The following is a 26,559-nucleotide window of genomic DNA, read 5'->3' on the forward strand; positions in this document are numbered from 1 at the left end:
ACCTATCTACTATCCAATCGGTGCTTCAGCGGCTTCAGCGGCTTCAGCGCGGCGGCGTGCGCGCCACGGCCAGGATGCTGACTTTCCCTGCCCCTGCGCCCTTGCAGGCGGCCGCCAGCGCGTTGACGGTATGGCCGCTGCTCATGACGTCGTCGACGATGCCGACATGGCATCCTTGCAATAGCGCCACATAGTCCGGCGTGATGGCAAACGCATGGGCCAGGTTGGCTTGACGTTCCTGCGGCGCCACGCCGCTTTGCGCCCGTGTTTCGCGCAGCCGCAGCGCCAGCCGAGGCTGCAAGGGCAGCTGCAGCAGGCGCGCCAGCGGACGGGCGATTTCCAGCGCCTGGTTGAAACCCCGCTCGGCCAGGCGGGCAGGGCCGAGCGGCACGGGACACAGCAGTTGCGGCCGTTCCCAGTTAGACTGTTGCTGTATGGCTACATATAGCAATTGTGCAAGCAGGGGCGCCAGCGCCAGGCGCGCACCGAATTTCAGCTGCAGCAGCAACTGGTCGACGGGCGCCGCATAATCAAACGCCGTGATCGTGGCGTCATACGCGGGCCGCTGGCGCAGGCAGCGTCCGCACAGCTTTGCCGCGTCATCGAGCGGATTGGCGCATAGGCGGCAGCGCGGCCGCAGCTGTCCCAGGTACTGCGCGCGGCAGGGCGGGCACAGCACTTCCGCGCAGCCCATGCCGCACAGCGCGCACTGCGCCGGCAGCAGGCAGGCGCCCAGCCGCAGCTTGAGCGCCTGCCATGCGGCATCAAGGCTGGGCCTGGCGGCGTTCCGCATCGCGATGGCGTCGTTCCATGTACACTGCCGACATTATCTCACCTCACCCGATTCAACATGCCAGTTCCCACCAGTCCGCCCAAAATGAGTGCGCCCGTCGATGCGGTGCAAGTACGCGATTTCTTTTCCCGTCCGGCGCGCGTCGCGCCGTCGGACTTCCTGCGCCGCGAAGTATCAACGCGCATGCACGAGCGCCTGGAGCTGGTGAAGATCGCCCCTTTGCGCGTGCTCGACGCCGGCTGCGGCCCCGGCGCGGATCTGGCGCAGTTGCACAAGGATTATCCCGCCGCGCAGATTATCGGTCTCGATGCAGCGCAAGCGATGATGCAGGCGGCGCGCGCGCCGGCGTCGAAACTGGCCAGCCTGAACCAGTTCCTCAGCAAGCTCTTGCCGGCCAAGGCGGGCGTGGACTTGCTGTGCGGCGACCTCGGCGACTTGCCGCTGGCGCAGGGCAGCGTCGACCTCGTGTGGTCGAACCTGGCGCTGCACTGGCATGCCCAGCCCGACCGCGTGTTTGCCGAATGGCGCCGCGCGTTGCGCCTCGACGGCTTGCTGATGTTTTCGTGCTTTGGGCCCGACACCTTCCGCGAAGTGCGCGACGCCTTTGCCGAGGCTGACCTGTATCCGCATGCCTTGCCCTTCGTCGACATGCACGACTTTGGCGACATGCTCGTCGAGACAGGTTTTTCCACGCCCGTGCTGGACATGGAGATCATCACCGTCACCTACGACACGGCGGAAAAGCTGCTGGCCGACGTGCGCGCGTTTGGTGGCAACCCGCTGACGACGCGCCGGCGCGGCCTGATGGGCAAGGCGGCGTGGCAGCGCATGCTGGCCGCGCTGGAAAAGATGCGCCGTCCCGACGGCAAGCTGGGCCTGAGCTTCGAGGTGATCTACGGCCACGCCTTCCGTCCGGCGCCGCGCGTGACGCGCAATGGGGAAGCCATCATCCGTTTCGACCTGCCCAGAAAACCCAAATAAAAGCCGAAAGAAACCGACACTTGGTCGCCATCGGCATGCCGCTGTTGCGGCAACCGTTGCAAAGCGCGCGGCGACGGGGCCAGGGGTGCGCACGATGCCGATTATTGCTTGATGGATTCAAGTTTACTTGATTATAATCGTTGATTGTTTGTCAGCTTGCTAAGCTTAAAAAACAAGGGCTGCATACAAAATAAAAAAAACAAAGCAAGACTTAATTGAAGTTACTGCATTAGTATAGTAACCATCTTCCACGCAGGGCCATTTAATGGCGGGGAAGAAAAACAGGATTCCAGCATGCTTGTCCGCCGTCGTTTTTGACAGGACAGTCAGCATGGAATTCGCTGGTGCTTGAGGCGCAGGGCCATGTTTTGGCCGTGTTGCTTTCATGGAGGAGCGGCAGCGGTCCAGTACGGAGAAGTCCGCAGCCGTTTAAAATATCATTATTTTTGGGTGGTTGGGGAAAACATGAAACATGCAAAGCGACTTCAATCGTTGCTGCTCGGGCTGTCGCTGACAGCGTTTGGCATCGGGCGATGGGCCACGGCGGCACCGGCTGCCGGCACCTATCCAGGCACCGGTGGTCCCGTGCCGTTCGAAATGAATCTGCAACCGCCGGCGACACAGATCGCCCATGAAATCTACGATTTGCACACCTGGATGATGATCATCTGCCTGGTGATCTTCGTGGCCGTGTTCGGCGTCATGTTTTACTCCATCTTCAAGCATCGCAAGTCCCTGGGCCACAAGCCGGCCACCTTCCACGAAAGCACCACCGTCGAGATCGCCTGGACCGTCGTGCCTTTCCTGATCGTCATCGGCATGGCCCTGCCCGCCACGCGCACCGTGGTCGGCATGAAGGATACGTCGAACGCCGACATCACGATCAAGGCTACCGGCATGCAGTGGAAATGGGGCTACGATTACCTGAAAGGCGAGGGCGAAGGCATTTCCTTCCTCTCCAACCTGGCCACGCCGCGCGCGCAAGTGGGCGCGCCGGGCGTGCCGCCGACGGAAAAACGCGGCGAGAACTACCTGATCGAAGTCGACAATGAAGTCGTGGTGCCGGTCAACAAGAAGATCCGCATGGTGCTGACGGCCAACGACGTCATCCACGCCTGGTCCGTGCCCGCCTTTGGCGTGAAGCAGGATGCGATTCCCGGCTTCGTGCGCGACACCTGGTTCAAGTCCGACCATATCGGCACCTTCCGCGGCAATTGCGCCGAGCTGTGCGGCAAGGAACATGCGTTCATGCCCATCGTCGTCAAGGTCGTCTCGGCTGACGATTACAAGGCCTGGGTTGATGTGAAACAAAAGGAAATGGCCGCACTGGCCGATGATCCAAGCAAGGTGTGGACCATCGACGAATTGAAGGTCAAGGGCGAGAAAGTGTATGCGGCCAACTGCGTGGTCTGCCATCAGGCGACGGGCAAGGGCGTGCCGGGTGCGTTCGCGCCGCTCGACGGCTCGGCCGTGGTGAACGGTCCGAAGGCGGAACAGATACACGTCTTGCTGAACGGGCAAAAGAGCGGCAAGTATCCGGCGGAAATGCCCGCCTGGAAACAGCTGTCCGACACGGAAATCGCCGCAGTGATCACTTACACGCGCAATTCCTGGTCGAACAAGGCCGAAGAGAACATCGTTCAACCAGCCGAAATCGTGGCTGCACGCAAGTAATTAGGAGCCGCATATGAGTACTAGCACGAGCACTAGCACCTTGGACCACGCCGGTCACGATCACGACCATGCCCACGATCACCCCACCGGCTTGCGCCGCTGGCTGTTTGCCACCAATCACAAGGATATCGGGACCCTGTACCTGTGGTTCTCGTTCATCATGCTGCTGTCGGGCGGCGTGCTGGCCCTGATGATCCGTACGGAACTGTTTCATCCCGGCTTGCAATTCTTTCACCCTGAATTCTTCAACCAGCTGACCACCATGCACGGCCTGGTGATGGTGTTTGGCGCCATCATGCCGGCCTTCGTCGGCTACGCCAACTGGATGATCCCGCTGCAGGTGGGTGCTTCCGACATGGCGTTTGCGCGCATGAACAACTTCTCGTTCTGGCTGCTGCCGCCGGCCGCCATCCTGCTGGCCACGTCCTTCCTCGTGCCGGGCGGCGCCACGGCTGCCGGCTGGACCCTGTATGCGCCGCTGTCGACGCAGATGGGCCCTGGCATGGACATGGCCATTTTCGCCATGCACCTGATGGGCGCCTCGTCCATCATGGGCTCGATCAACATCATCGTCACCATCCTCAACATGCGCGCGCCGGGCATGACCCTGATGAAAATGCCGATGTTCTGCTGGACCTGGCTGATTACCGCGTATCTGTTGATCGCCGTCATGCCGGTGCTGGCTGGCGCCATTACCATGACCCTGACGGACCGCCATTTCGGCACGTCCTTCTTTAATGCGGCAGGCGGCGGCGACCCCGTCATGTACCAGCACATCTTCTGGTTCTTCGGCCACCCCGAGGTCTACATCATGATCTTGCCGGCCTTCGGCATCGTCTCGCAGATTCTGCCCGCGTTTGCCCGCAAGCCGCTGTTCGGCTATGCGTCGATGGTGTACGCCACGGCCTCGATCGCCATCCTGTCGTTCATCGTCTGGGCGCATCACATGTTTACCACCGGCATGCCGGTTACCAGCCAGCTGTTCTTCATGTACGCGACCATGCTGATCGCCGTGCCGACGGGCGTGAAAGTGTTCAACTGGATCGCCACCATGTGGAAGGGTTCGATGACGTTCGAGACGCCGATGCTGTTCTCGGTGGGCTTCATCTTCGTGTTTACCATGGGCGGCTTCACGGGCCTGATCCTGGCCGTGACGCCGATCGACATCCAGCTGCAGGATACCTATTATGTGGTGGCGCACTTCCACTACGTGCTGGTGGCCGGTTCCCTGTTCGCCCTGTTCGCCGGCTTCTACTACTGGTCGCCGAAATGGACGGGCCATATGTACAACGAGACGCGCGGCAAGATCCACTTCTGGCTGTCGCTGATCACGTTCAACGTCACCTTCTTCCCGATGCACTTCCTGGGCCTGGCCGGCATGCCGCGTCGCTACGCCGATTATCCGGCGCAGTTCACGGATTTTAATATGATCGCTTCGATCGGCGGCTTCGGTTTTGGCCTGATGCAAGTGTACTTCCTCGTGTTCGTCGTGATCCCGACCATTCGCGGCGGTAAGGCTGCCCCGGCGAAACCATGGGAAGGCGCGGAAGGCCTGGAATGGACCGTGCCGAGCCCGGCGCCATTCCACACGTTCGAGACGCCGCCCACAGTGAAGTAATGCCAGTGTCACGGGCCGGGGTGTCCTCCGGCCCGCCTTGAATAGAGTGCCTGCCATGACCGAAGTGAAAACTGAGCGTAAAAAACCGAACAACCTGCGCACCGGACTGATACTGGGGGGCCTGGCGGCCTTCTTCTTCCTGTCCGTGTTCGCCAAGCGCCTGTGGTTCTGACGTGACGACCCCGGTGCAACAGGAAACGCGCGGCCTGAACCGCAAGATGCTGGGCAAGCTGATCGTCATTGCCATCCTGATGTTCGGCTTTGGCTATGCGCTGATTCCCGTCTACAAGCAGATTTGCGAAGTGATGGGCATCAATGTGCTGACGCAAAAAGATGGCACGGTGGCCTACGACAACAATACGCAGGTCGACACGACGCGCAGCATCACCGTCGAGTTCGACGGCAATGCGCAGGGGCCGTGGCGCTTCCGCCCCGTCGTTTCGAGCATGCAGGTGCATCCGGGCGAACTGGTGACGGTCATGTATGAAGTGGTCAACACGCAGAACCGCATCGTCAATGCGCAAGCCATCCCCAGCTACGCGCCGCAGAGCGCGACGCCACATTTCAAGAAAGTCGAGTGCTTCTGCTTCAAGCAGCAGACCTTGAAGCCGCACGAGGCGCGGCAGATGCCGGTGGTGTTCTTCCTCGATCCGGCCCTGCCGAAAGAGGTGAAGACCATCACCCTGTCGTACACGTTTTTCGAGATTGCCGGTCTGAGCCAGGCTCAAACGCCGGCCGTGCAATAGGAGAGTGCCATGGCTGAGCCAGCGAAACCTGAAAAAGCGTCGTTCCTGTATTCGCTGCGGGCCGTCGTCTGGTCGTTTACGGGCTTGCGCCGCAAGAGCGATTTCGATACGGATTCGGTCAAGCTCAATCCCGTGCACATCGTCATCGCCGGCTTCCTCGTGGTGGCTTGCCTGATCGGCGTCCTGCTTACCATCGTTAAATTCGCTGTCTCATGATTTCGCAACATCTATAACGTATAAAAACCACCCTACAAGTTTTTGAGGAGATGATGATGAGTTCCAACCACGCCGCCGTACCCTATTACTTTGTGCCGGGGCCTTCGCGCTGGCCCATGCTGGGCGGCGCCAGCCTGCTGCTGACCATGATCGGCGCCTCGGCCTGGGTCAACGACGTCTCCTGGGGCCCGTATGTGAATTACCTGGGCCTGGCCGGCATCCTGCTGGTGCTGTATTTCTGGTTCGGCGACGCCATCAGCGAGTCGGAGCAGGGCCTGTACAGCGAACGCATCGACCACTCCTTCCGCTGGAGCATGAGCTGGTTCATCTTCTCGGAAGTCATGTTCTTCGCCGCCTTCTTCGGCGCCCTGTTCTATGCGCGCAGCATCTCGATGCCCTGGCTGGCCGACCTCGACCACAAATTCATCTGGCCCGATTTCGCCGCCCACTGGGGCAATACGGGCCCGGCCGGCACGGTGCAGGAATTCACCACCATGACGCCGTTCTGGATTCCGACCATTAACACGGCCCTGCTGCTGCTGTCGGGCGTGACCCTGACCATCTCGCACCACGCGCTGCGCGCCGGCCACCGCGGCATGACGGCCCTGTTCCTGTTCGCCACGATCTTGCTGGGCGCCATCTTCATGGGCTTCCAGGTCTACGAATACATCCATGCCTACAGCGAACTGAACTTGAAGCTGACGTCCGGCATCTACGGCGCCACCTTCTTCATGCTGACGGGTTTCCACGGCTTCCACGTGACCCTGGGTGCCATCATGCTGTCCGTTATCCTGTACCGCGTGCTGAAAGGCCACTTCACGCCCGAGCACCACTTCGGCTTCGAAGGCGCCGCCTGGTACTGGCACTTTGTCGACGTCGTCTGGCTGGGCCTGTACGTGGTCGTGTATTGGTTATAATGGCGGGGCAGGGCGCGCGCTATTGAGGGGCGCGCCGTCACCATGAAAAAAGCCGTACCGGGAGATCCCGGGTACGGCTTTTTTCATAGTTTGAAGATTTTGCCAATCAGGCAATGCCTAGCCTAATGGATGCCCGTCGGCTGGATATAGCCGAGCTTGTGCGCCAGCAGGATCAGCAGGAACAGGGTGATCGACAGCCCCACGCGCAGGGCCAGCGCCTGCACGGTGCGGTTGCTCTTGCCCTTGTCACGCATCAAGAAGAACAGGGCCGAGCCCAGGCTGCCCAGGATCAGGATGAAGGCGATGGCAACGAGGATTTTCATGGATGGTAGCGCCAGGCTTGAGGAGGTTTCATTGTAATGCGTATCCGCTTCCATTTTAGATGGATTCCATTTGTTGTAATGCTGCTACTGGTGGCGCTGGGGCTATCGCTGGCGCAATGGCAGCAGCGCCGCGCCGACGAGAAAATCGCCCGCGCCGCCCGGCTGGAAGCGGGCAACCTGGCCGCGCCCCTGGCCTTGAGCGCCGCGCCGCTGCTGCCGGCCGATGCGCAAGCCATCGAATATCGCAGAATCACCGTCACGGGCCGCTTCGTGTCAGCCTGGACGGTGTACCTGGACAACCGCCCGTACAAGGGCCAGGCCGGCTTCCACGTGCTCACGCCATTCCAGCTCGACGGTTCGACCATGCACGTGCTGGTGGCGCAGGGCTGGTTGCCGCGCAACAATGCCGAGCGCACGCGCATCCCCGATTACAGCACGCCTGCGGGCACGCTCACCATCACCGGCATCGCGCGCCTGAACGCGGGCCATGTGATGGAACTGGGCACGGCGCCTCCGCTGGCGCCGCATGCCATCGTGCAAAATGCCGATATCGGCCAGCTGGCGCAGGCCAGCGGCCTGGCCCTGCAGCCATTGATCCTCGAACAGACAGTTAACCCAGTTGATCCGACAGCGGCGCCAGCGTCCAGCCAGCTTCCCGTGCGCGACTGGCCGGCGCCCGACCTGGGCGCCGACAAGCACCGCGGCTATGCATTCCAGTGGCTCGCCCTGGCACTGATGGCTTTTTTATTTTTTGTCTTTACAGGATTTCGACGTGCAAACAAACAGCCCTGAAACAAACCAAGACAGCATGAGCAAACAGACACAAGGACGGTGGAAACTGCTGGCCGTGGTGGCCGTGTGCGCGTTTCCTATCATCGCCTCGTATTTCACCTACTACATCATCAAGCCGTCGGGCCGCAACAACTATGGCGCCCTGATCGACCCGCGCCTGTACCCGATACCCGAGGCGCAATTGCACGTGACGGAACTCGATGGCAAGGACGCGCCGCTGGCCCAGTTCAAGGGCAAGTGGGTGATGCTGCAAACGGGACCGTCCGATTGCCAGGAAGCGTGCAAGAAGCAATTGTTTGACATGCAACAACTGCGCCTCATGCAGGGCAAGGAACGCGAGCGCCTCGAGCGCGTCTGGCTGGTGACGGATGCGCAGCCGCTCGACACGCTGGTGATGCGCGAATTCGACGGCACCAGCATGCTGCGCGTGAATGGCGACGCGCTGAAAGCGTGGCTGCCGGTGGAACCGGGCGGCAAGAGCAGCGATCACCTGTATCTGATCGACCCGCTGGGCAACCTGATGATGCGCTTCCCGAAGGACGCGGACCCGAACAAGATCAAGAAAGACATCGCCAAGCTGCTCAAAGCTTCGGCGATCGGTTGAGGGGTATCCATGCCGACGATGCATCTTTCCGCGCTGGCCCAGCTGGGCTTGACGGGTCTGCTGGTGGCGCTGTTGCCCTTGACCATGGTCTGGGTATCCGCGGACGCGAATAAATACCGCAAGCTCGTGTGGATCGCCGTCTTTTTGACGGTCGACCTGATCATGTTTGGCGGCTTCACGCGCCTGTCCGATTCCGGCCTCGGCTGTCCCGACTGGCCCGGCTGTTATGGTTCTGCCAATCCCTTCCTCGCGCACGAGCACATCGTGGCCGCGGAAACCCTGATGCCGACGGGCCCCGTGACGGTGGTGAAAGCGTGGATCGAGATGACGCACCGCTACCTGGCCATGGCCATCGGCGTGCTGATCGTGGCGATGATGGTGCAGGCATGGCGCCAGTGGAGGAAGAGCAGGCGCGCGGAATTCGCCCCGGCGCTGCCGACGGCGCTATTCCTGTTTGTGTGCCTGCAGGGCGCGTTCGGCGCCTGGACCGTCACCCTGAAGCTGCAGCCGGTGATCGTCACCATCCATTTGCTGCTGGGCATGGGCTTGCTGGCCATGCTGACGTGGCTGGGCGGACGCCAGGATTACGCCGTGCAACCCTTGCTGCGCGCCGATGCGGATGCGTCCGTGCTGCGCCCCGTGCGCGCGCTGGCCATCGTATCGCTCGTGCTCCTGACCGTGCAGATCGCGCTGGGCGGCTGGGTGAGCACCAACTACGCCACCCTGGCCTGCATGGATTTCCCCCTGTGCGGCGGGAAAGTCATTCCGGAGATGGATTTCGAGCATGGTTTCCATTTGTGGCGCGAGCTGGGCAAGACGGCCGCCGGCCACTACCTGCCGTTTTCCGCGCTGACGGCCATCCACTGGGTGCACCGCAACTTCGCCTTCATCGTGCTGGCCGGCATCGGCTATACGGTGTGGCGGGCCTGGCGCCTGCCGTCGCTGCGCGGCACGGCGCGCTGGGTCGCCGTGGTGCTGCTCCTGCAGGCGGCCACGGGCCTGGCGACGATTTACCTGAGCTGGCCATTGTCGATTGCCGTCCTGCATAACGGCGGGGCGGCGCTGCTCGTGTTGTTGCTGACCATGTTAAACTACAAGGCTAAATTCCAACTCGATGTTGCGCGGACTTCCGCTTCCGCCTCCGCGACAGTGCCCTCGGCACCAGCCAGTACTTCCCGTATCGCATAAATGACTACTCAGACCATCAGCCGTAAACCATCCCCCCGCATCGCCCAGTATTGGGCGCTGACCAAGCCCCGCGTGACGCAGCTGGCCGTGTTTTGCGCCGTCATCGGCATGTTCCTGGCCAGCGAGGAATTGCCTGACTGGCATGCGGTGGTGTTCGGCACCATCGGCATCTGGCTGCTGGCCGGTGCCGCCTTTGCCGTCAACTGCCTGGCCGAGCGCGAAATCGATGCGCGCATGGCCCGCACGGCGCGCCGCCCGATGGCCATGGGCGACATCACGGTAAAACAGACGGTGGTGTTCGCGTTGGTGATCGGCGGCCTCGGCATGGCGATCCTGTACCACCTCGTCAATCCGCTGACCATGTGGCTGACCTTTGTCACGTTTGTCGGCTATGCCTTGATCTACACCATGGTGCTGAAACCGGCCACGCCGCAAAATATCGTCATCGGCGGCCTGTCCGGCGCCATGCCGCCCGCGCTGGGCTGGGCCGCCGTCGCCAACGACGTGCCGATGCAGGCGTGGCTGCTGGTGCTGATCATCTTTGTCTGGACGCCGCCGCACTTCTGGGCGCTGGCCATGTACCGCCGCGACGATTACGCGCGCTCGGGCCTGCCCATGCTGCCCGTCACGCACGGCTTGAAATTCACGCAATTCCACGTCTGGCTGTATTCGATCGCGCTGGCCGCCACCACCTTGCTGCCGTATGCCGTGCGCATGAGCGGGCTGATCTACCTGGCCTCGGCCGTCGTGCTGAACGCCGGCTTCCTGTATTACGCGTGGAAGATGTACCGCCACTACACGGACTTGATCGCGCGCAAGGCGTTTACGTATTCCATCATTTACCTGGCGCTGCTGTTCGTGGCGCTGCTGGTCGACCACTACCTTCCCTTCGGCACATGAAAAAATACCTGACCCTGTTGTTGGCGGCCGCGCTGGCCGTCGCCCTGGCCGGCTGCGGCAAACCGGCCGCGACCAAGCTGGAATTCAAGAACACGGACGTGACGGGCCTCGGCTATGCGCGCGAGTTCGCCTTGACGGACCATACGGGCCACCCGCGCACCCTGGCCGACTACAAGGGCAAGCTGGTGCTGATGTTCTTCGGCTACACGCAATGCCCGGATGTCTGTCCCACCACCATGGCCGACATGGCCCAGGTGATGCAGGAAATGGGCCCGCAGGCGGACCAGGTGCAAGTGCTGTTCGTCACCGTCGACCCCGAGCGCGACAAGCAGGCCTTGCTGGCCGAATATGTGCCGGCCTTCGACAAGCGCTTCGTGGGCCTGTATGGCGACGCGGCGGCGACGGCCAAGGTCGCCAAGGAATTCAAGGTGTATTACGCCAAGGTCGAGGGCGAGACGGACGACAGCTATACGGTCGACCACACGGCCGGCACTTATGTGTTCGACCGCGAAGGCAAGATCCGCCTGTTCGTGCGCCACGGCGAGAAGCCTGCCGCCATCGCGCACGATCTTAAACTTCTGCTATCCTGATCCGGTCGCGCCGTTCAGGCGCCATCTTCAGGATTAGCGGTACATGGACAAACGTTTCGAGCCTTACGCCCGCCTGGCGGCCTTCATCTTCCTCCTGATCGGCTGCTTCTTCGTCTTGCGGCCTTTCCTGGCCGCCATGCTGTTTGCCGCCTGCGTGGGCATCTCCAGCTGGCCCCTGTACCTGCTGCTGCTCGAACGCCTGAAAGGCCGGCGCAACCTGGCGGCCGCCATCATGACCCTGTCGCTGGTGCTGGTCATCGTCCTGCCGCTGGCCCTCGTCACCTACAACCTGGCCGACAATGTGTCGCGCATCTATGAACAGTTGCGCGCGGCGCTGGAAACGGGCGGCCTGCATCCACCGGCCTGGCTGGCCAGCATCCCCGTGGTGGGCGAAACCATCGCTGGCTACGTGGAACGCCTGCTCGCCGACCGCGAGGAACTCTTAAATTTGGGCAAGACCATGCTGGAACCGGCGCGCCATTTCCTCGCCTCGGGCGGCATCCTGCTGGGCACGGGCCTGGCGCAGACCAGCCTGGCCGTGTTCGTCAGCTTCTTCCTCTACCGCGACGGCCAGCAGCTGAGCCGCGCCCTGATGACGGGCGCGGGCCGCATCATCGGCGACAGCGCGCCCGGCGTCGGCCTGACCGTCAGCCGCACCGTGCGCGGCGTCATGTATGGCTTGCTGGGCACGGCGCTGGCGCAGGCGCTGGTGGCCGTGGTGGGCTTTTTGATCGCCGGCGTGCCGGCCGTCGCGCTCCTGGGCGTGGCCACCTTCATCTTTTCGCTGATCCCCGTCGGCCCGCCCCTGATCTGGGGCGGCGCCGCCATCTGGCTGTTCAACGACGGCCAGACGGGCTGGGGCATCTTCATGCTGGTGTGGGGCGCCGTGCTGATCAGCGGCGTGGACAATGTCGTCAAACCCATGCTGATCAGCCGCGGCAGCAGCCTGCCCTTCCTGCTGGTGCTGCTCGGTGTGCTGGGCGGCGTGCTGGCTTTCGGCTTCGTCGGCATCTTCATCGGGCCGACCCTGCTGGCGGTGCTGTATAGCCTGCTGCAGACGTGGACCGTGGGCGAAACCACCGTGCCGCAGGGCAAAGATAAGATTACGCTGAAAAAATAATCAGTCCCTGAGGTCAGCGTCGAGATCGCGTTCCTGCTTCGGGATCACCTTGATGAGCACGATGCGGGGGCCGTTCATCTTCTTGACGACGATGTCGAAGTCGACAAAGGTGATGCGCTGGCCCTGTTTCGGAATGTCGCCCAGCTTGACCATGATCAAGCCGCCCACCGATTCCACGTCGTCCAGCCCGAGTTCCTCGTTTTCGATATCGATGCCGAGGATGCGTTCGAGCGAAAAGATGGGCAGGCTGGCCTTGCCGATCAGGGTGCCGTCGCTCTGCTTGAGCCAGTCGTTTTCATTGCGGCGGAATTCGTCGCGGATTTCGCCGACCATGGCGCCCAGCAGGTTGTCGAGCGTGATGAAACCCAGCGGGCGCTTGCCCTTTTCGCCGATCAGGGCGAAATGCGGCGCGCCGTCGCGGAAGCGGCGGAACAGTTCCAGTGCCGGCGTGCGCGCGGAAATGATGTCGACGGGGCGCAAAAACGGCGTCAGCGAGGTGATGGGCTTGCCCGCCTGCTGCGCGAAGAACAAATCCTTCAGGTGCACCACGCCCAGCACGTCGTCTTCGTTGACGTCGAAATACGGGTAGCGGCTGAAGCGGTTGCGCAGCACCGTGTCGAGGTTTTCTTCCAGCGTGCTCGAGGCGTGCAGGGCGATCACTTCATTGATCGGGCGCATCAGGTCCGACACCGTCATCTGTTCGAAATCGAGCGACTGCGCCAGGATGTTGCGCTCGTCGCGCGTGAATTTCTCGCCGGGCTGGCTGGTGCGCAGGATCAGTTTCAGTTCCTCGGACGAGTAGTGGGCGTCGTGGCCGCCCTTGCCGGACAGGCCGGCCATGCGCAGCACCCAGTTGGCGCTGGCGTTGAGCAGGTAGATGGCCGGGTACATGGTCCAGTAGAAACCGTAGAGGGGGATGGCGCTCCACAGGCCGACGGCTTCCGGATTGCGGATGGCCATCGATTTCGGCGCCAGTTCGCCCACGACGATGTGCAGGAAGGAAATGACGCTGAAGGCGACGACGAACGAGACGCCGTGGATCAGCTCTTGCGACGTGACGCCGATGGCGCCGAACAGCGGTTCCAGCAGGCCGGCAAACGCCGGTTCGCCGACCCAGCCCAGGCCCAGCGACGCCAGCGTGATGCCGAGCTGGCAGGCGGACAGGTAGGCGTCGAGCTGGCCATGCACCTTGGACAGGATGCGGCCCCGCAGTCCCTGTGTCTTGGCGATGGCGCGGATGCGCGTGCGCCGCAATGTGACGATGCCAAACTCGGCGGCAACAAAAAAACCGTTCAGCGCGACCAGGAAGAGGGCGAGCAGGACTAGCAAGACATTGTGCATGGGGGCGCTGAAGATGGGCTGTAAAAACGTCATCTTAAACGACGAAGGGCGCCATAGCCTAATTTTGCCGCGCGCGCGCCGTGAAAGCGGGCGCGCGGCGCGCTTTGCCAGCCCTGGTCAGCCCTGGGCGGCCGTTTGCGGCCCGCCGCGCATGGCAAAGACCATGATGGCAGAAACGATGGCGGGGATGGCGACGACGAGGAAAATCGTGCTGTTGGGCCAGTTCAGGCGTATCAGCTCGCCACCAAGCACGGGGCCGATGATGGAGCCGATGCGGCCCACGCCCAGGCTCCAGCCGATGCCTGTCGAGCGCAGGGTGGTCGGGTAGTAGCTGGCCGCCAGGGCGTTGACGGCCGGCTGGCCGCCCACCACGCAAAAGCCGGCGATGAAGATCGTGATGAACAGGAAGGCTAGCGAGACGTCGGGACGGCCGATCAGGGCGATGGCGACGGCGGCGACCAAAAAGCACGGCAGCAGGATGCGGCGGAAGCTGGAGCGGTCGATCAGCTGGCCCATGACGAGGGTGCCGATGGTGCCGCCCACTTGCAGGGCTGTGCCGGCCAGCACGGCGTTGGCCGTCGACAGGCCCGCCTCCCTGGCGATCGTCGGCAGCCAGTTCGACAGGAAATACAGGTTCAGCAAGTTCATGAAGTTGATGACCCACAACAAAATCGTCATCTTCGCGCGGCCGCCCGTAAACAATTGCAGCACGGGCGCGCCCTTGTGTTCTTTCTCGTGCACGACGTATTGCGTCTCGGCCGTGATGGTGACGGTGGGGTCGATGCGCTTGAGCCACTTGGCGACTTTATCCAGCTTGCGTTTTTTCAGCACCAGGAATTGCATCGATTCCGGCAGCAGGAAGAACATCAGCACGCCGATGAGCAGCGGCACGACGCCGCCCACGTAAAACACGGATTGCCAGCCAAACGCGGGAATCAGCGCGGCCGACAGCAGCCCACCGAGCACGGCGCCCAGGGTAAAGCCGCACGAGACCAGCATCATCAGGGTGACTTTCTTGCGCAGCGGGCTGTATTCGCCGGCCAGCGCCATGGCGTTCGGCATCACGGCGCCCAGGCCCAGGCCGGTAATGAAGCGTATCAGCTGCAATTGCTCGATGGTGGTGGCCAGCGGCGTGACCAGCATGCACAGCGAGAAGAAGATGGTCGAGCCGATCAGCACGGGGCGGCGACCGAACTTGTCGGCCGTGATGCTGAAGACGAGCGAGCCCACCAGCATGCCCAGCAAGCCGGCGCCAAACACGGGACCGAGGTTGGCCTTGCTCACATGCCAGTCGGCGATGATGGCGGGCGCCACGTAGCCCATCGCCTGCACGTCGAAGCCATCCATGATGACGCACAGCCCGCACAGGATCAGCATGCCGATCTGAAAGGAGCCGATCTTGTTGTTATTGATGAGATCGGGAATATCGATCGTCTTGCCTGCCGTGGACATGGTGCCGCTCCTGTTCTTATGGTGATCGCGCCTTGCCGCCGGGCGGCGGGCGCATGTCTGTCTCAGGTCTCATTACAATCGCTTTTGATTGATTATTCAAACGTTATTTTCGAATGGATTTATCAGGTTTCCTTGTGAATCTTCGGATGACCCTGGATGGCGGCCAGGATCACGTCGAGCGCCGGGTGCATGATCTTGCGTTCGTTGGAAATCACATAGAACTGCTCGCGCAAGGACGAGGCGTCACCGACCAGCACGGCGCCGAACTGCTCCTCGATATCGGCCGCCAAGCTGGCCGGGGCGAAGAACAGGCCCAGGCCCTTGCGGCCGAACGCGTTGAGCATGGCGTTATCCTCGAATTCGCCCACCACGTCGGGGCGCACGCCCTGCTGCACCATCCACTCGTCGATGCGGCCGCGCAAGGCGTTATTGCGCGCCGGCAGCAGGAAGGGCGCGCCCGTCAGGCGCTGCGGGAAGCCGTCGCGGTAGCGCTCGGCCAGCGCCGGCACGCCGAACAGCTTCATCGCGCTTTCGCCCCACAGGTGGCTGGAGACGCGCAGGCTGGCGCCGGCCGGCACGGCGCGGTCCGTCAAGACCAGGTCCAGCTTGTGCAGGGCCAGGTCGGCCAGCAGGGATTCGAATTCATCTTCCAGGCATACGAGCTTGACGGGCTGGTCCAGGCTGCGCGTGGCGTCGAGCATGCGGTAGGCCATCAGTTTCGGCAGCGAGTCGGAAATGCCCACCGTCAAACGCATCTTGTCGACGTCGGCATCGGCCAGCGCATCCTGCATCTGCTCGCCCAGCAGGAAGATCTGGTCCGCATAGCCGAGCGCCAGGCGGCCCGCCTCCGTCGGCACCAGGCGCCGTCCCTGCGGCTGCAGCAGCGAGCGGCCCAGTTCCTTTTCCAGCAGGGCCAGCTGGGTGCTGATGGTTTGCACGGCCAGGCCCAGGCGTTCAGCCGCGCGCGTCACGCCGCCTTCCTTGGCGACGACCCAAAAGAAATACAAATGGCGGTAATTGAAACCGGTAGTTTTCATCGCGACCTCCAATCTTCTGTTTTTACGAAGTAATACTTCCATTATCTTCTATTTTTAAATAGTTCATACGTCCCTATACTACGTTCCATTGAATTTGCATAAAGGGGAACTATCGATGAAACATTTCAGAGTGTCATTTCTAGTGACATTTATCTGCCTGGGTATTTCCGCCTGGTGGGGTTACACGCACGGCGGCGTGCAGACCATGCTGGCGGCGCTCGGTATCGCGGTGATCCTGGGCGTGATGGAAGTCTCGCTGTCGTTCGACAACGCGGTGGTCAACGCCTCGGTGCTGAAGAATTGGGACAAGTTCTGGCAAGGACTGTTCCTGGGCGTCGGCATCATCATCGCCGTCTTCGGCATGCGTCTGGTGTTCCCGCTGGTCATCGTGGCGCAAGCGGCCGACCTGGGGCTGATGGAAGTATGGAATCTGGCACTGAGCAATCCTGAACAGTATTCGATGCACCTGACGAATCACCATGCGGAAGTGGCGGCCTTCGGCGGCATCTTCCTGCTGCTGGTGTTCCTGAACTTCCTGCTGGACGCGGAGAAGGAAACGCACTGGCTGGGCCGTATTGAAGAGAAACTGGGCGCGCTGGGCAAGATCTCGTCGATTTCCGTGATGGTGGCCCTGGGCACCCTGATGGCCAGCCTGAGCATGATCGAAGAAGGCCAGAAACTGGTGGTCTTGACGGCCGGCCTGTGGGGTATCTTGACCTACGTGGGCGTCGATGTGGTCAGCGGCTTGCTGGAAGGCGATAACGGCGACGGCAACGTGGGCGACATCGTCAAGCGCGGCGGTATTGGCGGCTTCCTGTACCTGGAAGTGCTCGATGCCTCGTTCAGCTTTGACGGCGTGATCGGCGCGTTCGCCATCACCAAGGATGTCGTGATCATCATGCTGGGCCTGGCCATCGGCGCGATGTTCGTGCGCTCGATGACGGTGTTCCTGGTGCGCAAGGGCACGCTCGACGAATTCGTTTATCTGGAGCACGGCGCGCACTATGCGATCGGTATCCTGGCCGTGATCATGTTGGTCAGCATGAAGTTCCACATTCCCGAGATCTTCACGGGTCTGATCGGGGTGGCCTTCATTCTCGCCTCGCTGTGGTCGTCGATCCGCTACAAGCGCCGCATGGCCTTGCTGGAAGGCGAGGACGACAAGCAGCCTGCGCTCGAAGCGAAGGCAGTGTAAGGAATACGCGGCAAACGCCACACCCGTTTGCCAGCGTGATGCAGCAAGCGCCGCCTTTGGTCCGGGGAGTCGGGCCGGAGGGGGCGCCAGGTGTTAGCAAGTAGTGAGCAATTATTCGCTGGACTTTTATTTCACATAGGAGAAATACATCATGGCAATCAGTCTGCAAAAAGGCGGCAACGTCAACCTGAGCAAGGAAGCTCCCGGCATTTCGAAGATGATCATCGGCCTGGGCTGGGATGCCCGCGCCACCGACGGCGCCGCGTTCGACATCGACGGTTCCGTCTTCCTGTTGAAGGCCGACGGCAAGGTACGCGCCGACGTCGACATGATTTTCTACAACAACCTGAAATCGAGCGACGGTTCCGTCACCCACTCGGGCGACAACACCACGGGCGCCGGCGATGGCGACGATGAAACCGTCGTCGTCGACCTGGCCACGGTGCCAGCCGAGATCGACAAGATCGCCGTCTGCGTGACGATTCACGATGCCGAAGCGCGCAAGCAAAACTTTGGTATGGTATCGAAGGCGTATGTGCGTTGCGTCAATGCCAACGGCAACACGGAAATCGCCCGCTTCGACCTGTCGGAAGACGGTTCCGCGGAAACGGCCATGGTCTTCGGTGAAATCTACCGCAACGGCGCCGATTGGAAATTCAAGGCCATCGGCCAGGGCTACAAGGGCGGCCTGGGCCCCCTGGCAGCCTCGTTCGGCGTCGGCGTGTAAGGTCGCCACACCAAACCTGCTGCGCGGTGCGCCTTGCGGCCGGCGATGCGCGCTGTACTCAACTACAGCGCTGCTTCTCAGCCACAAATCACATCCGCTTGCCATGGTTTTGTGCGGCACCATGATTTTGTAGTCAAAGCGGCCCGCTCAGTGGGCCGCCCCATCATTATCTCGTTGAGGAAGGAATAGATATGCCAGTTTTCAATATTACCGGGGACGTCGATCCCTTCCTGCATGTGTCGCTTGCCAAGGGCGAGAAGATTTATTGCGAATCCGACGCGATGGTGATGATGGAAACCAATCTTGAGCTGAAAGGCAAGATGACTGGCGGCATCGGCGCCGCGCTGATGCGCACCTTTGCCAACGGCGAATCGTTCTTTCAGCAGCATATCGAGGCTTTGCGCGGCGATGGCGACTGTTTGCTGTCGCCCACCTTGCCCGGCGCGATGCGGGTGCTCGAGGTGGGCGCCCAACAATACATGATCAGCGACGGCGCCTTCGTGGCGGCCAGTGCTGGCGTGGAATTGAAGGTGCGTACGCAAAGCCTTGGCAATGCGCTGTTTGCCCAGAGCGGTGGCTTTTTCATCACCGAGACGGCAGGCAGCGGCCAGTTGGCGGTCTCCGGTTTTGGCGCGATGTCGGAACTGGAAGTGACGCCTGGCAAGGACGTGGTGATCGATAACTCGCACGTCGTGTGCTGGGACAACCGCCTGCAATACGAGATTTCCATGACGACCGGCAGCAGCGGCGGCTTTCTGGGTAACCTGATCAACAGCCAGACCAGCGGCGAGGGCATGGTATTGAAGTTTTCAGGCACGGGAAAAATCCTCGTGTGCTCGCGCAACCGCGCGGCCTTCCTCGCCTGGACCCAAAGCAAGCCGGCGTAATCAAGCAGTAACTAACCCAACAGGAGCTATGCGTATGTCTGTCAATTTGAGCAAGGGCCAGAAGATTTCTCTGGACAAAGAAGCTGGTACCACCCTGACCCGTATCACCATGGGCCTGGGCTGGGATGCGGCCAAGACCAAGGGTTTCCTCGGTTTCGGTTCGAAGACGGAAGCCGTCGACCTGGACGCCTCGTGCGTCATGTTCGATGAAAACAAGAGCACGTCCGACATCGTCTGGTTCCGCCAGCTGAAAAGCAAGGACGGCAGCATCGTCCACACGGGCGACAACCGCACGGGCGCGGGCGATGGCGACGACGAACAGATCAATGTCGATCTGTCGAAAGTGCCGGCGAACGTGAAAAGCCTGGTCTTCACCGTCAACAGCTTTACGGGCCAGAACTTCTCGCAGGTGGAAAACGCCTATTGCCGCATCTTGAATGCCAGCAATAACCAGGAAGTCGCGCGTTTCAACCTGTCTGTGCAAGGTTCCCACACGGCACAGATCATGGCCAAGCTGTACCGCCATAACGGCGAATGGAAGATGCACGCCATCGGAGAAAACGGCAACGGTCGCACGTTTGACGACCTGATGCCCCAGATTTCCGTGCATCTATAAGGAGCAGTACGCAGCGGGCGGGGGACGGACCGGATACCGGCCCTTGTCCGCTGCTCTTTATTGAAGGAGAGTATGTCGTGATGCGATTGCTGATAGCCCTGCTACTGCCGTGTCTCACGTTTTTCATGCTGGGGCGCCCGCTGGCCGGCGCCGCCGCCTTGATCTTGCAGTGCACTGTGATCGGCTGGGTGCCGGCGGCCCTGTGGGCCCTGTACACGGTCAACCAGCATAAAACGGAGCAGGAACTGGAGGGTGCGTTAAGCCGCAGCTACATGCGCAGGCGTAGTCGGTTGATCTAGGTCAACCGGGCGCCGGGTATCCTTGCGCTAAAGCCCGCACGAGCGATCGTGCGGGCTTTTTCTTATGCGGCGCACTGCGCCGCTTGCTCCCTTACTGGGAGGGATCGTTGCTATCCACTAGGTCCACCACCTTGCCGTCTTCCCTCACGGTGTTGCCGTCGAACACGATTGTCGAGTGTCCGCCCATCATGGGCAGCGTCAGCGTGACCTTGCCGCCGTCTTGCGTGTACGTGCCCTGGGGCGAGCAGGTGCCGAATTCCGGCGTGGCCCGCACGCCGGAACGGTCGGCGATCAGGAAGTAGAACAGGGTTTCGCAGCTGTTGCCACGGCCGCCGCTGCTGGCCATCAGGATGTATTCGCGCTGGTCGGGCAGCTTGAACACGCGTACGGGTTTTTGCCAGTGCGCATCGTCACCGCTGAACAGCAGCTGCTCATTGAGGGCGACGCCGTTCTGGCCATTCTGCAGTTCCACCTTAGACAGCGTGCCGGCCACGGTGTCCAGTGGCATTGGCAGCGCATCCGCATTGCTGTCCAGGGAGCCGCTTTCCGTGCGGGCCGCAGGCAGCGCCGCCGTCGTCATGCTGCTTGCCTGGCTATCGTTGGTGCCGGCAAGAATGGCCGCCATTTCCGCGTTCAGCTGGTCGTCCCCGGCACTGTGGCTGCGGCTCTCGTACATCGCGGCGCCGACGCCGATCAGCAGACCGATGACGCAGCTGGCAAGCAGGATGCCCACGCCCCACTGCGACCACTTTTTCTGCACGCGGTTGAAATGGTCGACGCTTTGCCATTGCCCGTTTTTCCAGGCCATTTCGCGGCCCTTGATACCCAGCCAGATGGCCACGCCGAGGCCGACATAGGGAATCAGCGCCAGCAGGCCGATCCAGGTGCGATTGCCCACGGCCCAGATCCAGTTCAGCAGGAACGCGCCCCAGCTCCAGCCCTTGATGCCATCTGGCACGGTGTCCGCGATGGCGGGCGATGCCGCCGCAGGCTGGACAGCGCCGGCAAGGAAGGCGACACCGCAGCCGGTGCAGAATTGCGCGTTATCGTCATTGCTCTTTGTACCGCATGCACTACAAAACATGTTGATCCTTTTGATGGTGGAATGGCTGTTCACAACCGGAGGAGGCAGGCTACGGCTGCAGCATGCCGATCAATGCCAGAAACGAAATCGATGAAAGCACCACGGCGGCAATTGCCATTTTCTTTCCGGCAATGTATTTTTTGATGCTGACGGCGCCGAAGACCATGCCGGCCAGCGAAAAGAGAAATAATCCCCACATCGTCTCTTCATCCATGGCCTCATCGCTGAACAGCGCGAGGACGCAGATTATTCCCGACACCAGCGCCACGATCGCCATCCAGACCGGGCCTTCGCCTTGCGCCGGCGCCTGCCGGCGCTGCACCCCGCCACAGTGCGGACAGGTAGGGGCCGATTCGTGTAGTGGTTTTCCACAGCAACTGCAAAAGATCATTGTTTTCCCGTCATGAATTCCTGGCCTTGCAGTGCAAGCCAAAGTGGACTGAGACGCTGGCAGCGCCATGCCGATGGCGCGGACGAGCGGCGCTCAGTTGAATGAGCAAGGAAATATTTCCAAGGGGAAACATGATAACAAAGAAACTTGTATGAAATATATCGAATACTCACAACGGGGCGAAAGGAGCCTCTGCAACAGGGGACGTTCCTGCTGCATGCCGGTTCACTGGGTGCGGTGCGGGCAATTGCCGCTTATTTCTTGCAGCGGATGGGCACGTTGACGGAGTTGCCATCCGAACTCAGGTTGCGGTATTGCAAATCTTCGCTTTCGATGGCGAAGCGGGGCACGGCGTGCACGTAGCGCTGCTTGCAGATGGTGTCGTCATTGATCAGCTGACTCGCCAGCATGTAGTCGCACAGGGCGAAGCGCGATTCCTCGTCGTCGAGGATCAGCACGCGCGCCGCGCTGTACAGGGCCGATTGCAAGACGTCCGGGCTGCAATTTTCCGGCCCCGTCAGCTTCAGATGGGTTTTCGTCTGCGTGGCCAGGCGCTGCAGCTTGACGAGGGCGGCGCGTTCGTCCTTGCGCGCACGATCGACTTGCGCATCGCCGCTGGACAGGCGCAGCGCCAGCGAAGCGATCTGGTCGATGGAGATATGCCAGGCAAAGCCTTCGAGCCGCGTGCGGAACTGGCCCGGCAGCGGATCGGCCGCATCGACTTCGCAGCGGAACTGGCCCAGGTGCGGACGGCACAGCACGGGAATGGCAAAGGCCGAGGTGCGCTTGCCTTTCACGAATTTCTGGCTGAGGTCGCCGAAGCTCTCGTGCGTGATGGTATCGAAGCGGGCTTGCCCAAAGCCCATCTTGACGAGGTTTTCCTTGCGCTGGCGCGAAAACAGGGCGTCGACGGCGTCGTAGATATTCTTGTTGAAGATGCGGTCCAGCGGCTGGCGCTCGTCCGACATCTTTTCGAATACGGCGCTGGAATTGGGTGCGTTGGCGTCGATGGAAATGAGGATGAAGGGCTTGCTGTTCAGGCGTGGCGGCACGAAGGCCATGTCGTTGCCGTACAGCTGGGTCAGAGCCACGTCCCACAGGGTTTCCACGCCCAGGTTGTCGGCCGCGCCGCCATCGAACAGATGCACATACGACGGCGACTCGCGCGATTCGGAACCGAGTTCCGGCACGAAACTGTTTTTCGGCCGGAAACGCTCGAACGTGACGGAGTCGAACACGCCGGGAAAGGCGGCCGAGGTGGCCACGGCCGTGGCCAGGCGGATATCCTTGATCGGCGAGTGCAGGGTGTTGTAAAAATATTCATAGGAAAACACCACGCGCTTGCCGCCATCGGTGGCGTCCGTCGCGTTGGCCAGGAAGATGGGGCCGTCGTGCGGCAAGTCCTCATAGGTTTTCTTGTCGTACAGCACATCATCGAGCACGTCGGACAGGAAGGAGGTACGGGTCTTGTTGGTCAACAACATCGTCGTCAGGTTGGCCGGTTTCAGGATGGTCTGGCCGAAGAAATCCGTTTTCAGTTTGCTGCGCAGCAAAGGCCAGTCCGTCTGCCGGCCATGCAGGGCGTAGTAGCCGCCTGCGATGGCGCCGCCCGAGACGCCGGAGATGGCCGAGGCGCCGCTGACGAGGCCGAACTGTTCCAGCTGCTCCAGCGAGGCGGCCGAGAAGTTCGCCGCGCGGCTGCCGCCACCGGACAGGGCGATGCCGATGAAATGGTCGCTGGGCAGGGGATTCTGGATGCGCGCCTTGGGCGCATCGATGCGCAGGCGCGGGGTTTCCTGCACGGTAAACGTGCGGTTCTCGACGCCGCTGTTGGGGCGCAGGGCAAGCACCGTGCAGCCGCTCAGCGGCGCAACGAGGCAGAATAGGGCAAGCAGGCGTGGCTTCATGCGTGATCTGTGCGTAGTCAGGTTTGGGGATACGGACGGAAACGTGTGCGATTCTAGCAAACCCGGCAACGATCACCTATTCAGCTGGTAGCCGAGCATGGCGGCGTTGCACAACGCGTGCGTGAGCATGGGCGCCAGCAGCGCGCCGCTGCGCTCGTAGGCATGGCCTGCGCACAGGCCCAGAACGAAGACGGGCAGCATGGCGGCGGGCGGATGCACGATGGCAGACAGCGCCGCAGCGATGACGATCGCCTGCCAGGCCGGCAGCGAACGGCGCAAGCCGCCCTGCAGCAGGCCGCGGAAGATGAATTCCTCGCACAGCGCTGCGGCCAGCACGCCCACGGCCAGCAGCCAGATTCCGTTTTCGTTGAGATGCATCAATGGCGACGATGCCGGCGGCAACAGGGCCGCGTAGCCGATACCGAAGGCGGAGGCGGCCAAGGCGCCTGTGCCTCCCCGGTGCCACGGCTGGCGGCCCCATCCGATGCGCGGCACGCCCGTCGTCCTGCGGCGCCAGTAGACGAGGCGCGCCAGTCCATACGTGAGCGTGCCGGCCGCGCTGAAGGCGATGGCGGCCTGCGCCAGCGGCATCGCATCCGTACCTTCGAGCAGGAGCAAGGCCAGTGTCTGCAGAGTAAAAAACAGCATGGCGGCGATCAGGCCGTCGGCCGCCGATACCGTGGCCGGCGGCGAGGCGCCCGGGTCGAGCAGGTAAGGCATGGCAGCGCGCGCCTTTTGCCACAGGGCCACGGCCAGCGCCGCCGTGAGCACGACGAACGCCAGCTGCTGCGCCAGGCTGCCGGCGGCCAGCGCGGCGATATACAGGCTGGTCAGCAGCAGATACAAATACATATGGGCAGGCCGCACCTTGGCCGCCGCCTCGGTAGCCAGCGGGTCGCTGGCAAACACGCCCAGCGCCACGGCGATCGCCGCATACAAGGGAATGCCGGCCAGCGCCAGCAGCATCAGGCCCATCGTCTGCCATTCCCAGGCGGGCAGCCAGGCCAGCGCCGCGCCGAACAGGGCCAGCGGATACAGCAGGGCCAGCACGGCCCACAGCTGGGCCTTTTGCCGCAGCGCCTGCTCGACGGGCACAGGAAACGTGTACAGCAGCCACAGCGCGCCGCCTTCCTTGTTCAGGGTCTGGAAGGCCGACATCATCAGGACATAACTACCGAGGAAAAAGCCGGTGGAAGCCAGCAGGGCGGGGCTGGCCAGCAGCGCCTGCACGTCGCGCGCCTGGCCCGTGAACAGGGCCTGGCCGCCGAGGATCAGCAGCGGCATCAGCAAGGTTTGCACGAGGAAATTGCGGTCGCGCCCGAGCAGGGTCAGCTCGCGCCGCTGGATCACCGTGCCCAGGCGTGGGAAGCGCCGGCGTGCCGGCCGCGCCGCCGGCGCGCGCTTGCGCACGCCCTCGCGCTGGCCCGCGCCCACGACGCCGTGGCGCAGCTGGCGGCGCAGCATGGCCATGCCCAGCAGCATCAACAGCGCCGCTTGCGCCAGCAGCAGGGAGGCCGGCAGCAAGGCGGCCGCTACGCCATCGGCATTGAGCACGCGCACCAGCAGGCCCGGCGGCGTCCAGCCGCTCCAGGCGGGCATGGCTGCTGCCCAGCCATAGGCGAAGCCGCCCATGCCCATGCCGAAGGACATGCCCATGTACATGGGAAACAGGCCGGCCAGCGACAGCAGCGCCTGCAGGTTGCCCAGCTGGGATGGCGTCAGCGACAGGCGCAAACCCGTGTCGACCAGGGTGCGCAGCATGGCTGCCAGGGCCAGCAGGAGCAGGCTGGCGAGCAGGCCGGACACAGGGGCGAACCAGCCCTGGCCCGAATACCAGGCGAGCATGGTGGTGCCGGGCCACAGGGCCAGCAAGCCGGCCGGATTGACGACCGTGCGTTCGAGTACGCGCGCCCACAGCACGGTGCTTTTTTCGACGGGCAGGGTGATCAGCCATTCCAGGTCGCAGTCCGGTTTCGACAACTCCCCCATACCCAGCGGCAACAGCACGCTGACCAGCCACAGCAGCGCCAACTGCAGGGTCAGGCCGCCGACCAGCGCCGCGCTGAACGGTTGTCCCATCAGCTGGGCGATGACGGGATCGAGCAGGTGCTTGCTCGTGTGCAGGCTGCCGCGTGCCTGGCAGGCCGCCACCTGGTCCAGCAGGCAATGCATGTTCAGTATGCTGTGGTGCGCGATGCTGGCGAAAGCGAACAGCATGGGCAGGAGCAGCAGCGCGCCCGGCAGCCAGCGTGCCCGCTTCTTGCCCGGCGTGGCGGGGCGGCTCTTGCTGCTCTTCTTCCACGCCAAACCCTTGCCGCTGACGTTGAGCAGGCGCTGCAGGCGCAAGCGGGTCAGCAGCCAGACGGCGCGCCAGCGTGGGGGCGGCAGCGGCGTCACGCGGAGTCCGCTTCGTCGGTGAGTTGCAAAAAGATGTCTTCCAGGCTGCCAGCGCTGGACAGCTGCTGGCGGATATCGTCGAGGCTGCCCGTGGCCGCCAGCGCGCCGCGGTGGATGATGGCGACGCGGCTGCACAGCCTTTGCGCCATGTCCAGCAAATGCGTGGAAACAAAGATGGTGGTGCCGGCCGCGGCGGCGCGCAGCAGCCGTTCCTGCACGTCGCGCGCGGCGCGCGGGTCGAGGCCGTTGATCGGCTCATCGAGGATCAGCACGGCCGGATCATGGACCAGCGCGCACGCCAGGCCCAGTTTCTTTTTCATGCCCAGCGAGTAATTGACGGCAAAGTCCTCGGCCGCTTCGTCCAGGCCGAACTCCGTCAGCAGCCGCGCCGCGCGGGCGGCCGCTTCGGCGCGCGGGTAGCCATGCATTTCGGCCACGAATTGCAGGATTTCGCGGCCCCGCAAATAGTCATAAAAGATGGGATGGTCGGGCAGGTAGCCGACCTTGCGCTTGACGGCGGCGCCGTCGCGGTGGCAATCGAGACCATCGATCAGCACGCGGCCGCCGCTGGGCACGAGGATGCCCATCAGCATGCGGATGGTGGTGGTCTTGCCAGCCCCGTTCGGTCCCAGGAAGCCGAAGACCTCTCCCTTGCCGACTTGCAGGGTGAGCGGCTTGACGGCCTCGAAACTGCCGTAGCATTTGGCCAAACCTTCGAAGGCGATCATCCTGCATCCCGAAAAATAGATAGGTGCAGGATGATA

General features: G+C 62.5%; 28 protein-coding genes. 18 read left to right on the plus strand and 10 right to left on the minus strand.

Features of this window, described 5'->3' with window-relative positions:
• Positions 1-43: 43 nt before the first annotated feature.
• Positions 44-793 carry a ComF family protein gene (locus AC1RDJ_RS20320; protein ID WP_493028509.1) on the minus strand — a complete coding sequence of 250 codons (750 nt, stop codon included), beginning with the start codon at positions 791-793 and terminating at the stop codon, positions 44-46.
• A gap of 57 nt (positions 794-850) precedes the next feature.
• Here AC1RDJ_RS20320 and AC1RDJ_RS20325 point away from each other — a divergent pair, with 57 nt between their 5' ends.
• The 7 genes from AC1RDJ_RS20325 to AC1RDJ_RS20355 all read left to right on the plus strand — a co-directional run bounded on the left by AC1RDJ_RS20325 (position 851) and on the right by AC1RDJ_RS20355 (position 6,945).
• Positions 851-1,774: a methyltransferase domain-containing protein gene (locus AC1RDJ_RS20325; RefSeq protein WP_493028510.1), complete on the plus strand. Its 924-nt coding sequence runs from the start codon at positions 851-853 to the stop codon at positions 1,772-1,774.
• Positions 1,775-2,239: 465 nt separating this feature from the next.
• Positions 2,240-3,448, plus strand: a complete 1,209-nt coding sequence (gene coxB, locus AC1RDJ_RS20330; RefSeq protein ID WP_071325330.1) for a cytochrome c oxidase subunit II — start codon at positions 2,240-2,242, stop codon at positions 3,446-3,448.
• Positions 3,449-3,461: 13 nt separating this feature from the next.
• Positions 3,462-5,066: a cytochrome c oxidase subunit I gene (gene ctaD / locus AC1RDJ_RS20335; RefSeq protein WP_071325329.1), complete on the plus strand. Its 1,605-nt coding sequence runs from the start codon at positions 3,462-3,464 to the stop codon at positions 5,064-5,066.
• 55 nt (positions 5,067-5,121) lie between these two features.
• Entirely contained in the window at positions 5,122-5,238 is a 117-nt protein-coding gene (locus AC1RDJ_RS20340) for a cytochrome oxidase small assembly protein (RefSeq protein WP_232250973.1), read from the plus strand.
• A 1-nt stretch (position 5,239) separates the two neighbouring features.
• Positions 5,240-5,812, plus strand: coding sequence for a cytochrome c oxidase assembly protein (locus AC1RDJ_RS20345; protein ID WP_083412010.1), 573 nt, complete (start codon positions 5,240-5,242; stop codon positions 5,810-5,812).
• A gap of 9 nt (positions 5,813-5,821) precedes the next feature.
• Positions 5,822-6,028, plus strand: coding sequence for a DUF2970 domain-containing protein (locus AC1RDJ_RS20350; RefSeq protein ID WP_289889464.1), 207 nt, complete (start codon positions 5,822-5,824; stop codon positions 6,026-6,028).
• A gap of 56 nt (positions 6,029-6,084) precedes the next feature.
• A complete protein-coding gene (locus tag AC1RDJ_RS20355; RefSeq protein WP_071325327.1) occupies positions 6,085-6,945 on the plus strand; it encodes a cytochrome c oxidase subunit 3 in 861 nt (286 codons plus the stop codon).
• A gap of 122 nt (positions 6,946-7,067) precedes the next feature.
• Here the strand turns inward: AC1RDJ_RS20355 and AC1RDJ_RS20360 are convergent, their stop codons facing one another.
• Complete coding sequence (locus tag AC1RDJ_RS20360; RefSeq protein WP_034748996.1) at positions 7,068-7,268, minus strand: twin transmembrane helix small protein; 201 nt, start codon at positions 7,266-7,268, stop codon at positions 7,068-7,070.
• A 78-nt stretch (positions 7,269-7,346) separates the two neighbouring features.
• Between AC1RDJ_RS20360 and AC1RDJ_RS20365 the strand changes: the two genes are divergently transcribed.
• The 6 genes from AC1RDJ_RS20365 to AC1RDJ_RS20390 are packed head-to-tail and all read left to right on the plus strand — an operon-like array spanning position 7,347 to position 12,462.
• Positions 7,347-8,060, plus strand: a complete 714-nt coding sequence (locus AC1RDJ_RS20365) for an SURF1 family protein (protein WP_493028511.1) — start codon at positions 7,347-7,349, stop codon at positions 8,058-8,060.
• A 16-nt stretch (positions 8,061-8,076) separates the two neighbouring features.
• The gene (locus AC1RDJ_RS20370; protein ID WP_493028512.1) at positions 8,077-8,664 is read left to right on the plus strand and encodes an SCO family protein; all 588 of its coding nucleotides are present in this window, start codon (positions 8,077-8,079) and stop codon (positions 8,662-8,664) included.
• 18 nt (positions 8,665-8,682) lie between these two features.
• Positions 8,683-9,852: a COX15/CtaA family protein gene (locus AC1RDJ_RS20375; protein ID WP_493028556.1), complete on the plus strand. Its 1,170-nt coding sequence runs from the start codon at positions 8,683-8,685 to the stop codon at positions 9,850-9,852.
• Positions 9,853-10,752: a heme o synthase gene (gene cyoE / locus AC1RDJ_RS20380; RefSeq protein ID WP_071325324.1), complete on the plus strand. Its 900-nt coding sequence runs from the start codon at positions 9,853-9,855 to the stop codon at positions 10,750-10,752.
• Positions 10,749-11,342, plus strand: coding sequence for an SCO family protein (locus tag AC1RDJ_RS20385; RefSeq protein WP_071325323.1), 594 nt, complete (start codon positions 10,749-10,751; stop codon positions 11,340-11,342). The genes cyoE and AC1RDJ_RS20385 overlap by 4 nt, the downstream gene beginning before the upstream one ends.
• A gap of 43 nt (positions 11,343-11,385) precedes the next feature.
• Entirely contained in the window at positions 11,386-12,462 is a 1,077-nt protein-coding gene (locus tag AC1RDJ_RS20390; RefSeq protein ID WP_071325322.1) for an AI-2E family transporter, read from the plus strand.
• Here AC1RDJ_RS20390 and AC1RDJ_RS20395 read toward each other — a convergent pair whose 3' ends face one another.
• From AC1RDJ_RS20395 to nhaR, 3 genes are all read right to left on the minus strand, one after another.
• Positions 12,463-13,803, minus strand: a complete 1,341-nt coding sequence (locus tag AC1RDJ_RS20395) for a hemolysin family protein (RefSeq protein WP_071326699.1) — start codon at positions 13,801-13,803, stop codon at positions 12,463-12,465. It abuts the gene before it with no gap.
• A gap of 117 nt (positions 13,804-13,920) precedes the next feature.
• Entirely contained in the window at positions 13,921-15,255 is a 1,335-nt protein-coding gene (locus tag AC1RDJ_RS20400; RefSeq protein ID WP_493028513.1) for an MFS transporter, read from the minus strand.
• Positions 15,256-15,377: 122 nt separating this feature from the next.
• The gene (gene nhaR / locus AC1RDJ_RS20405) at positions 15,378-16,292 is read right to left on the minus strand and encodes a transcriptional activator NhaR (RefSeq protein WP_071325320.1); all 915 of its coding nucleotides are present in this window, start codon (positions 16,290-16,292) and stop codon (positions 15,378-15,380) included.
• A 115-nt stretch (positions 16,293-16,407) separates the two neighbouring features.
• Between nhaR and AC1RDJ_RS20410 the strand changes: the two genes are divergently transcribed.
• The 5 genes from AC1RDJ_RS20410 (at position 16,408) to AC1RDJ_RS20430 (ending at position 20,016) form a co-directional block, all read left to right on the plus strand.
• A complete protein-coding gene (locus AC1RDJ_RS20410; protein ID WP_071325319.1) occupies positions 16,408-17,487 on the plus strand; it encodes a DUF475 domain-containing protein in 1,080 nt (359 codons plus the stop codon).
• Positions 17,488-17,638: 151 nt separating this feature from the next.
• Positions 17,639-18,214 (plus strand): TerD family protein, encoded by a 576-nt coding sequence (locus AC1RDJ_RS20415; RefSeq protein WP_071325318.1) that lies wholly within the window; start codon positions 17,639-17,641, stop codon positions 18,212-18,214.
• A gap of 191 nt (positions 18,215-18,405) precedes the next feature.
• Complete coding sequence (locus tag AC1RDJ_RS20420) at positions 18,406-19,101, plus strand: TIGR00266 family protein (protein ID WP_071325317.1); 696 nt, start codon at positions 18,406-18,408, stop codon at positions 19,099-19,101.
• A 34-nt stretch (positions 19,102-19,135) separates the two neighbouring features.
• Positions 19,136-19,717: a TerD family protein gene (locus AC1RDJ_RS20425; protein WP_034784902.1), complete on the plus strand. Its 582-nt coding sequence runs from the start codon at positions 19,136-19,138 to the stop codon at positions 19,715-19,717.
• A gap of 80 nt (positions 19,718-19,797) precedes the next feature.
• Entirely contained in the window at positions 19,798-20,016 is a 219-nt protein-coding gene (locus AC1RDJ_RS20430) for a hypothetical protein (protein ID WP_010394888.1), read from the plus strand.
• Between the two features lie 91 nt (positions 20,017-20,107).
• Here the strand turns inward: AC1RDJ_RS20430 and AC1RDJ_RS20435 are convergent, their stop codons facing one another.
• The 5 genes from AC1RDJ_RS20435 to AC1RDJ_RS20455 all read right to left on the minus strand — a co-directional run bounded on the left by AC1RDJ_RS20435 (position 20,108) and on the right by AC1RDJ_RS20455 (position 26,523).
• A complete protein-coding gene (locus AC1RDJ_RS20435) occupies positions 20,108-21,100 on the minus strand; it encodes a zinc ribbon domain-containing protein (protein ID WP_493028514.1) in 993 nt (330 codons plus the stop codon).
• Between the two features lie 49 nt (positions 21,101-21,149).
• Positions 21,150-21,422 carry a hypothetical protein gene (locus AC1RDJ_RS20440; protein WP_083412009.1) on the minus strand — a complete coding sequence of 91 codons (273 nt, stop codon included), beginning with the start codon at positions 21,420-21,422 and terminating at the stop codon, positions 21,150-21,152.
• Between the two features lie 323 nt (positions 21,423-21,745).
• On the minus strand, positions 21,746-23,398 hold the full coding sequence (locus tag AC1RDJ_RS20445) for a patatin-like phospholipase family protein (RefSeq protein WP_493028515.1): 1,653 nt from the start codon (positions 23,396-23,398) through the stop codon (positions 21,746-21,748).
• 72 nt (positions 23,399-23,470) lie between these two features.
• Positions 23,471-25,795 carry a CPBP family intramembrane glutamic endopeptidase gene (locus AC1RDJ_RS20450; RefSeq protein ID WP_493028516.1) on the minus strand — a complete coding sequence of 775 codons (2,325 nt, stop codon included), beginning with the start codon at positions 25,793-25,795 and terminating at the stop codon, positions 23,471-23,473.
• On the minus strand, positions 25,792-26,523 hold the full coding sequence (locus tag AC1RDJ_RS20455; RefSeq protein ID WP_493028517.1) for an ABC transporter ATP-binding protein: 732 nt from the start codon (positions 26,521-26,523) through the stop codon (positions 25,792-25,794). Before AC1RDJ_RS20455 ends, AC1RDJ_RS20450 begins: the two co-directional genes overlap by 4 nt.
• Between the last annotated feature and the right edge of the window lie 36 nt (positions 26,524-26,559).

The organism is Janthinobacterium sp. GW822-FHT07H10, assembly GCF_058798675.1.

Excerpts from the sequence above, each read along its gene's own strand:
- coxB (WP_071325330.1), top strand. The coding sequence starts at position 2,240 with ATGAAACATGCAAAGCGACTTCAATCGTTGCTGCTCGGGCTGTCGCTG.
- AC1RDJ_RS20350 (WP_289889464.1), top strand. The coding sequence starts at position 5,822 with ATGGCTGAGCCAGCGAAACCTGAAAAAGCGTCGTTCCTGTATTCGCTG.
- AC1RDJ_RS20455 (WP_493028517.1), bottom strand. The coding sequence starts at position 26,523 with ATGATCGCCTTCGAAGGTTTGGCCAAATGCTACGGCAGTTTCGAGGCC.
- AC1RDJ_RS20325 (WP_493028510.1), top strand. The coding sequence starts at position 851 with ATGCCAGTTCCCACCAGTCCGCCCAAAATGAGTGCGCCCGTCGATGCG.
- AC1RDJ_RS20355 (WP_071325327.1), top strand. The coding sequence starts at position 6,085 with ATGAGTTCCAACCACGCCGCCGTACCCTATTACTTTGTGCCGGGGCCT.
- AC1RDJ_RS20425 (WP_034784902.1), top strand. The coding sequence starts at position 19,136 with ATGTCTGTCAATTTGAGCAAGGGCCAGAAGATTTCTCTGGACAAAGAA.
- AC1RDJ_RS20320 (WP_493028509.1), bottom strand. The coding sequence starts at position 793 with ATGCGGAACGCCGCCAGGCCCAGCCTTGATGCCGCATGGCAGGCGCTC.
- cyoE (WP_071325324.1), top strand. The coding sequence starts at position 9,853 with ATGACTACTCAGACCATCAGCCGTAAACCATCCCCCCGCATCGCCCAG.
- AC1RDJ_RS20445 (WP_493028515.1), bottom strand. The coding sequence starts at position 23,398 with ATGAAGCCACGCCTGCTTGCCCTATTCTGCCTCGTTGCGCCGCTGAGC.
- AC1RDJ_RS20375 (WP_493028556.1), top strand. The coding sequence starts at position 8,683 with ATGCATCTTTCCGCGCTGGCCCAGCTGGGCTTGACGGGTCTGCTGGTG.
- AC1RDJ_RS20360 (WP_034748996.1), bottom strand. The coding sequence starts at position 7,268 with ATGAAAATCCTCGTTGCCATCGCCTTCATCCTGATCCTGGGCAGCCTG.
- AC1RDJ_RS20410 (WP_071325319.1), top strand. The coding sequence starts at position 16,408 with ATGAAACATTTCAGAGTGTCATTTCTAGTGACATTTATCTGCCTGGGT.
- nhaR (WP_071325320.1), bottom strand. The coding sequence starts at position 16,292 with ATGAAAACTACCGGTTTCAATTACCGCCATTTGTATTTCTTTTGGGTC.
- AC1RDJ_RS20395 (WP_071326699.1), bottom strand. The coding sequence starts at position 13,803 with ATGCACAATGTCTTGCTAGTCCTGCTCGCCCTCTTCCTGGTCGCGCTG.
- AC1RDJ_RS20435 (WP_493028514.1), bottom strand. The coding sequence starts at position 21,100 with ATGTTTTGTAGTGCATGCGGTACAAAGAGCAATGACGATAACGCGCAA.
- AC1RDJ_RS20420 (WP_071325317.1), top strand. The coding sequence starts at position 18,406 with ATGCCAGTTTTCAATATTACCGGGGACGTCGATCCCTTCCTGCATGTG.
- AC1RDJ_RS20390 (WP_071325322.1), top strand. The coding sequence starts at position 11,386 with ATGGACAAACGTTTCGAGCCTTACGCCCGCCTGGCGGCCTTCATCTTC.
- AC1RDJ_RS20415 (WP_071325318.1), top strand. The coding sequence starts at position 17,639 with ATGGCAATCAGTCTGCAAAAAGGCGGCAACGTCAACCTGAGCAAGGAA.
- AC1RDJ_RS20430 (WP_010394888.1), top strand. The coding sequence starts at position 19,798 with ATGCGATTGCTGATAGCCCTGCTACTGCCGTGTCTCACGTTTTTCATG.
- AC1RDJ_RS20400 (WP_493028513.1), bottom strand. The coding sequence starts at position 15,255 with ATGTCCACGGCAGGCAAGACGATCGATATTCCCGATCTCATCAATAAC.
- AC1RDJ_RS20340 (WP_232250973.1), top strand. The coding sequence starts at position 5,122 with ATGACCGAAGTGAAAACTGAGCGTAAAAAACCGAACAACCTGCGCACC.
- AC1RDJ_RS20365 (WP_493028511.1), top strand. The coding sequence starts at position 7,347 with ATGCTGCTACTGGTGGCGCTGGGGCTATCGCTGGCGCAATGGCAGCAG.
- AC1RDJ_RS20370 (WP_493028512.1), top strand. The coding sequence starts at position 8,077 with ATGAGCAAACAGACACAAGGACGGTGGAAACTGCTGGCCGTGGTGGCC.
- ctaD (WP_071325329.1), top strand. The coding sequence starts at position 3,462 with ATGAGTACTAGCACGAGCACTAGCACCTTGGACCACGCCGGTCACGAT.
- AC1RDJ_RS20385 (WP_071325323.1), top strand. The coding sequence starts at position 10,749 with ATGAAAAAATACCTGACCCTGTTGTTGGCGGCCGCGCTGGCCGTCGCC.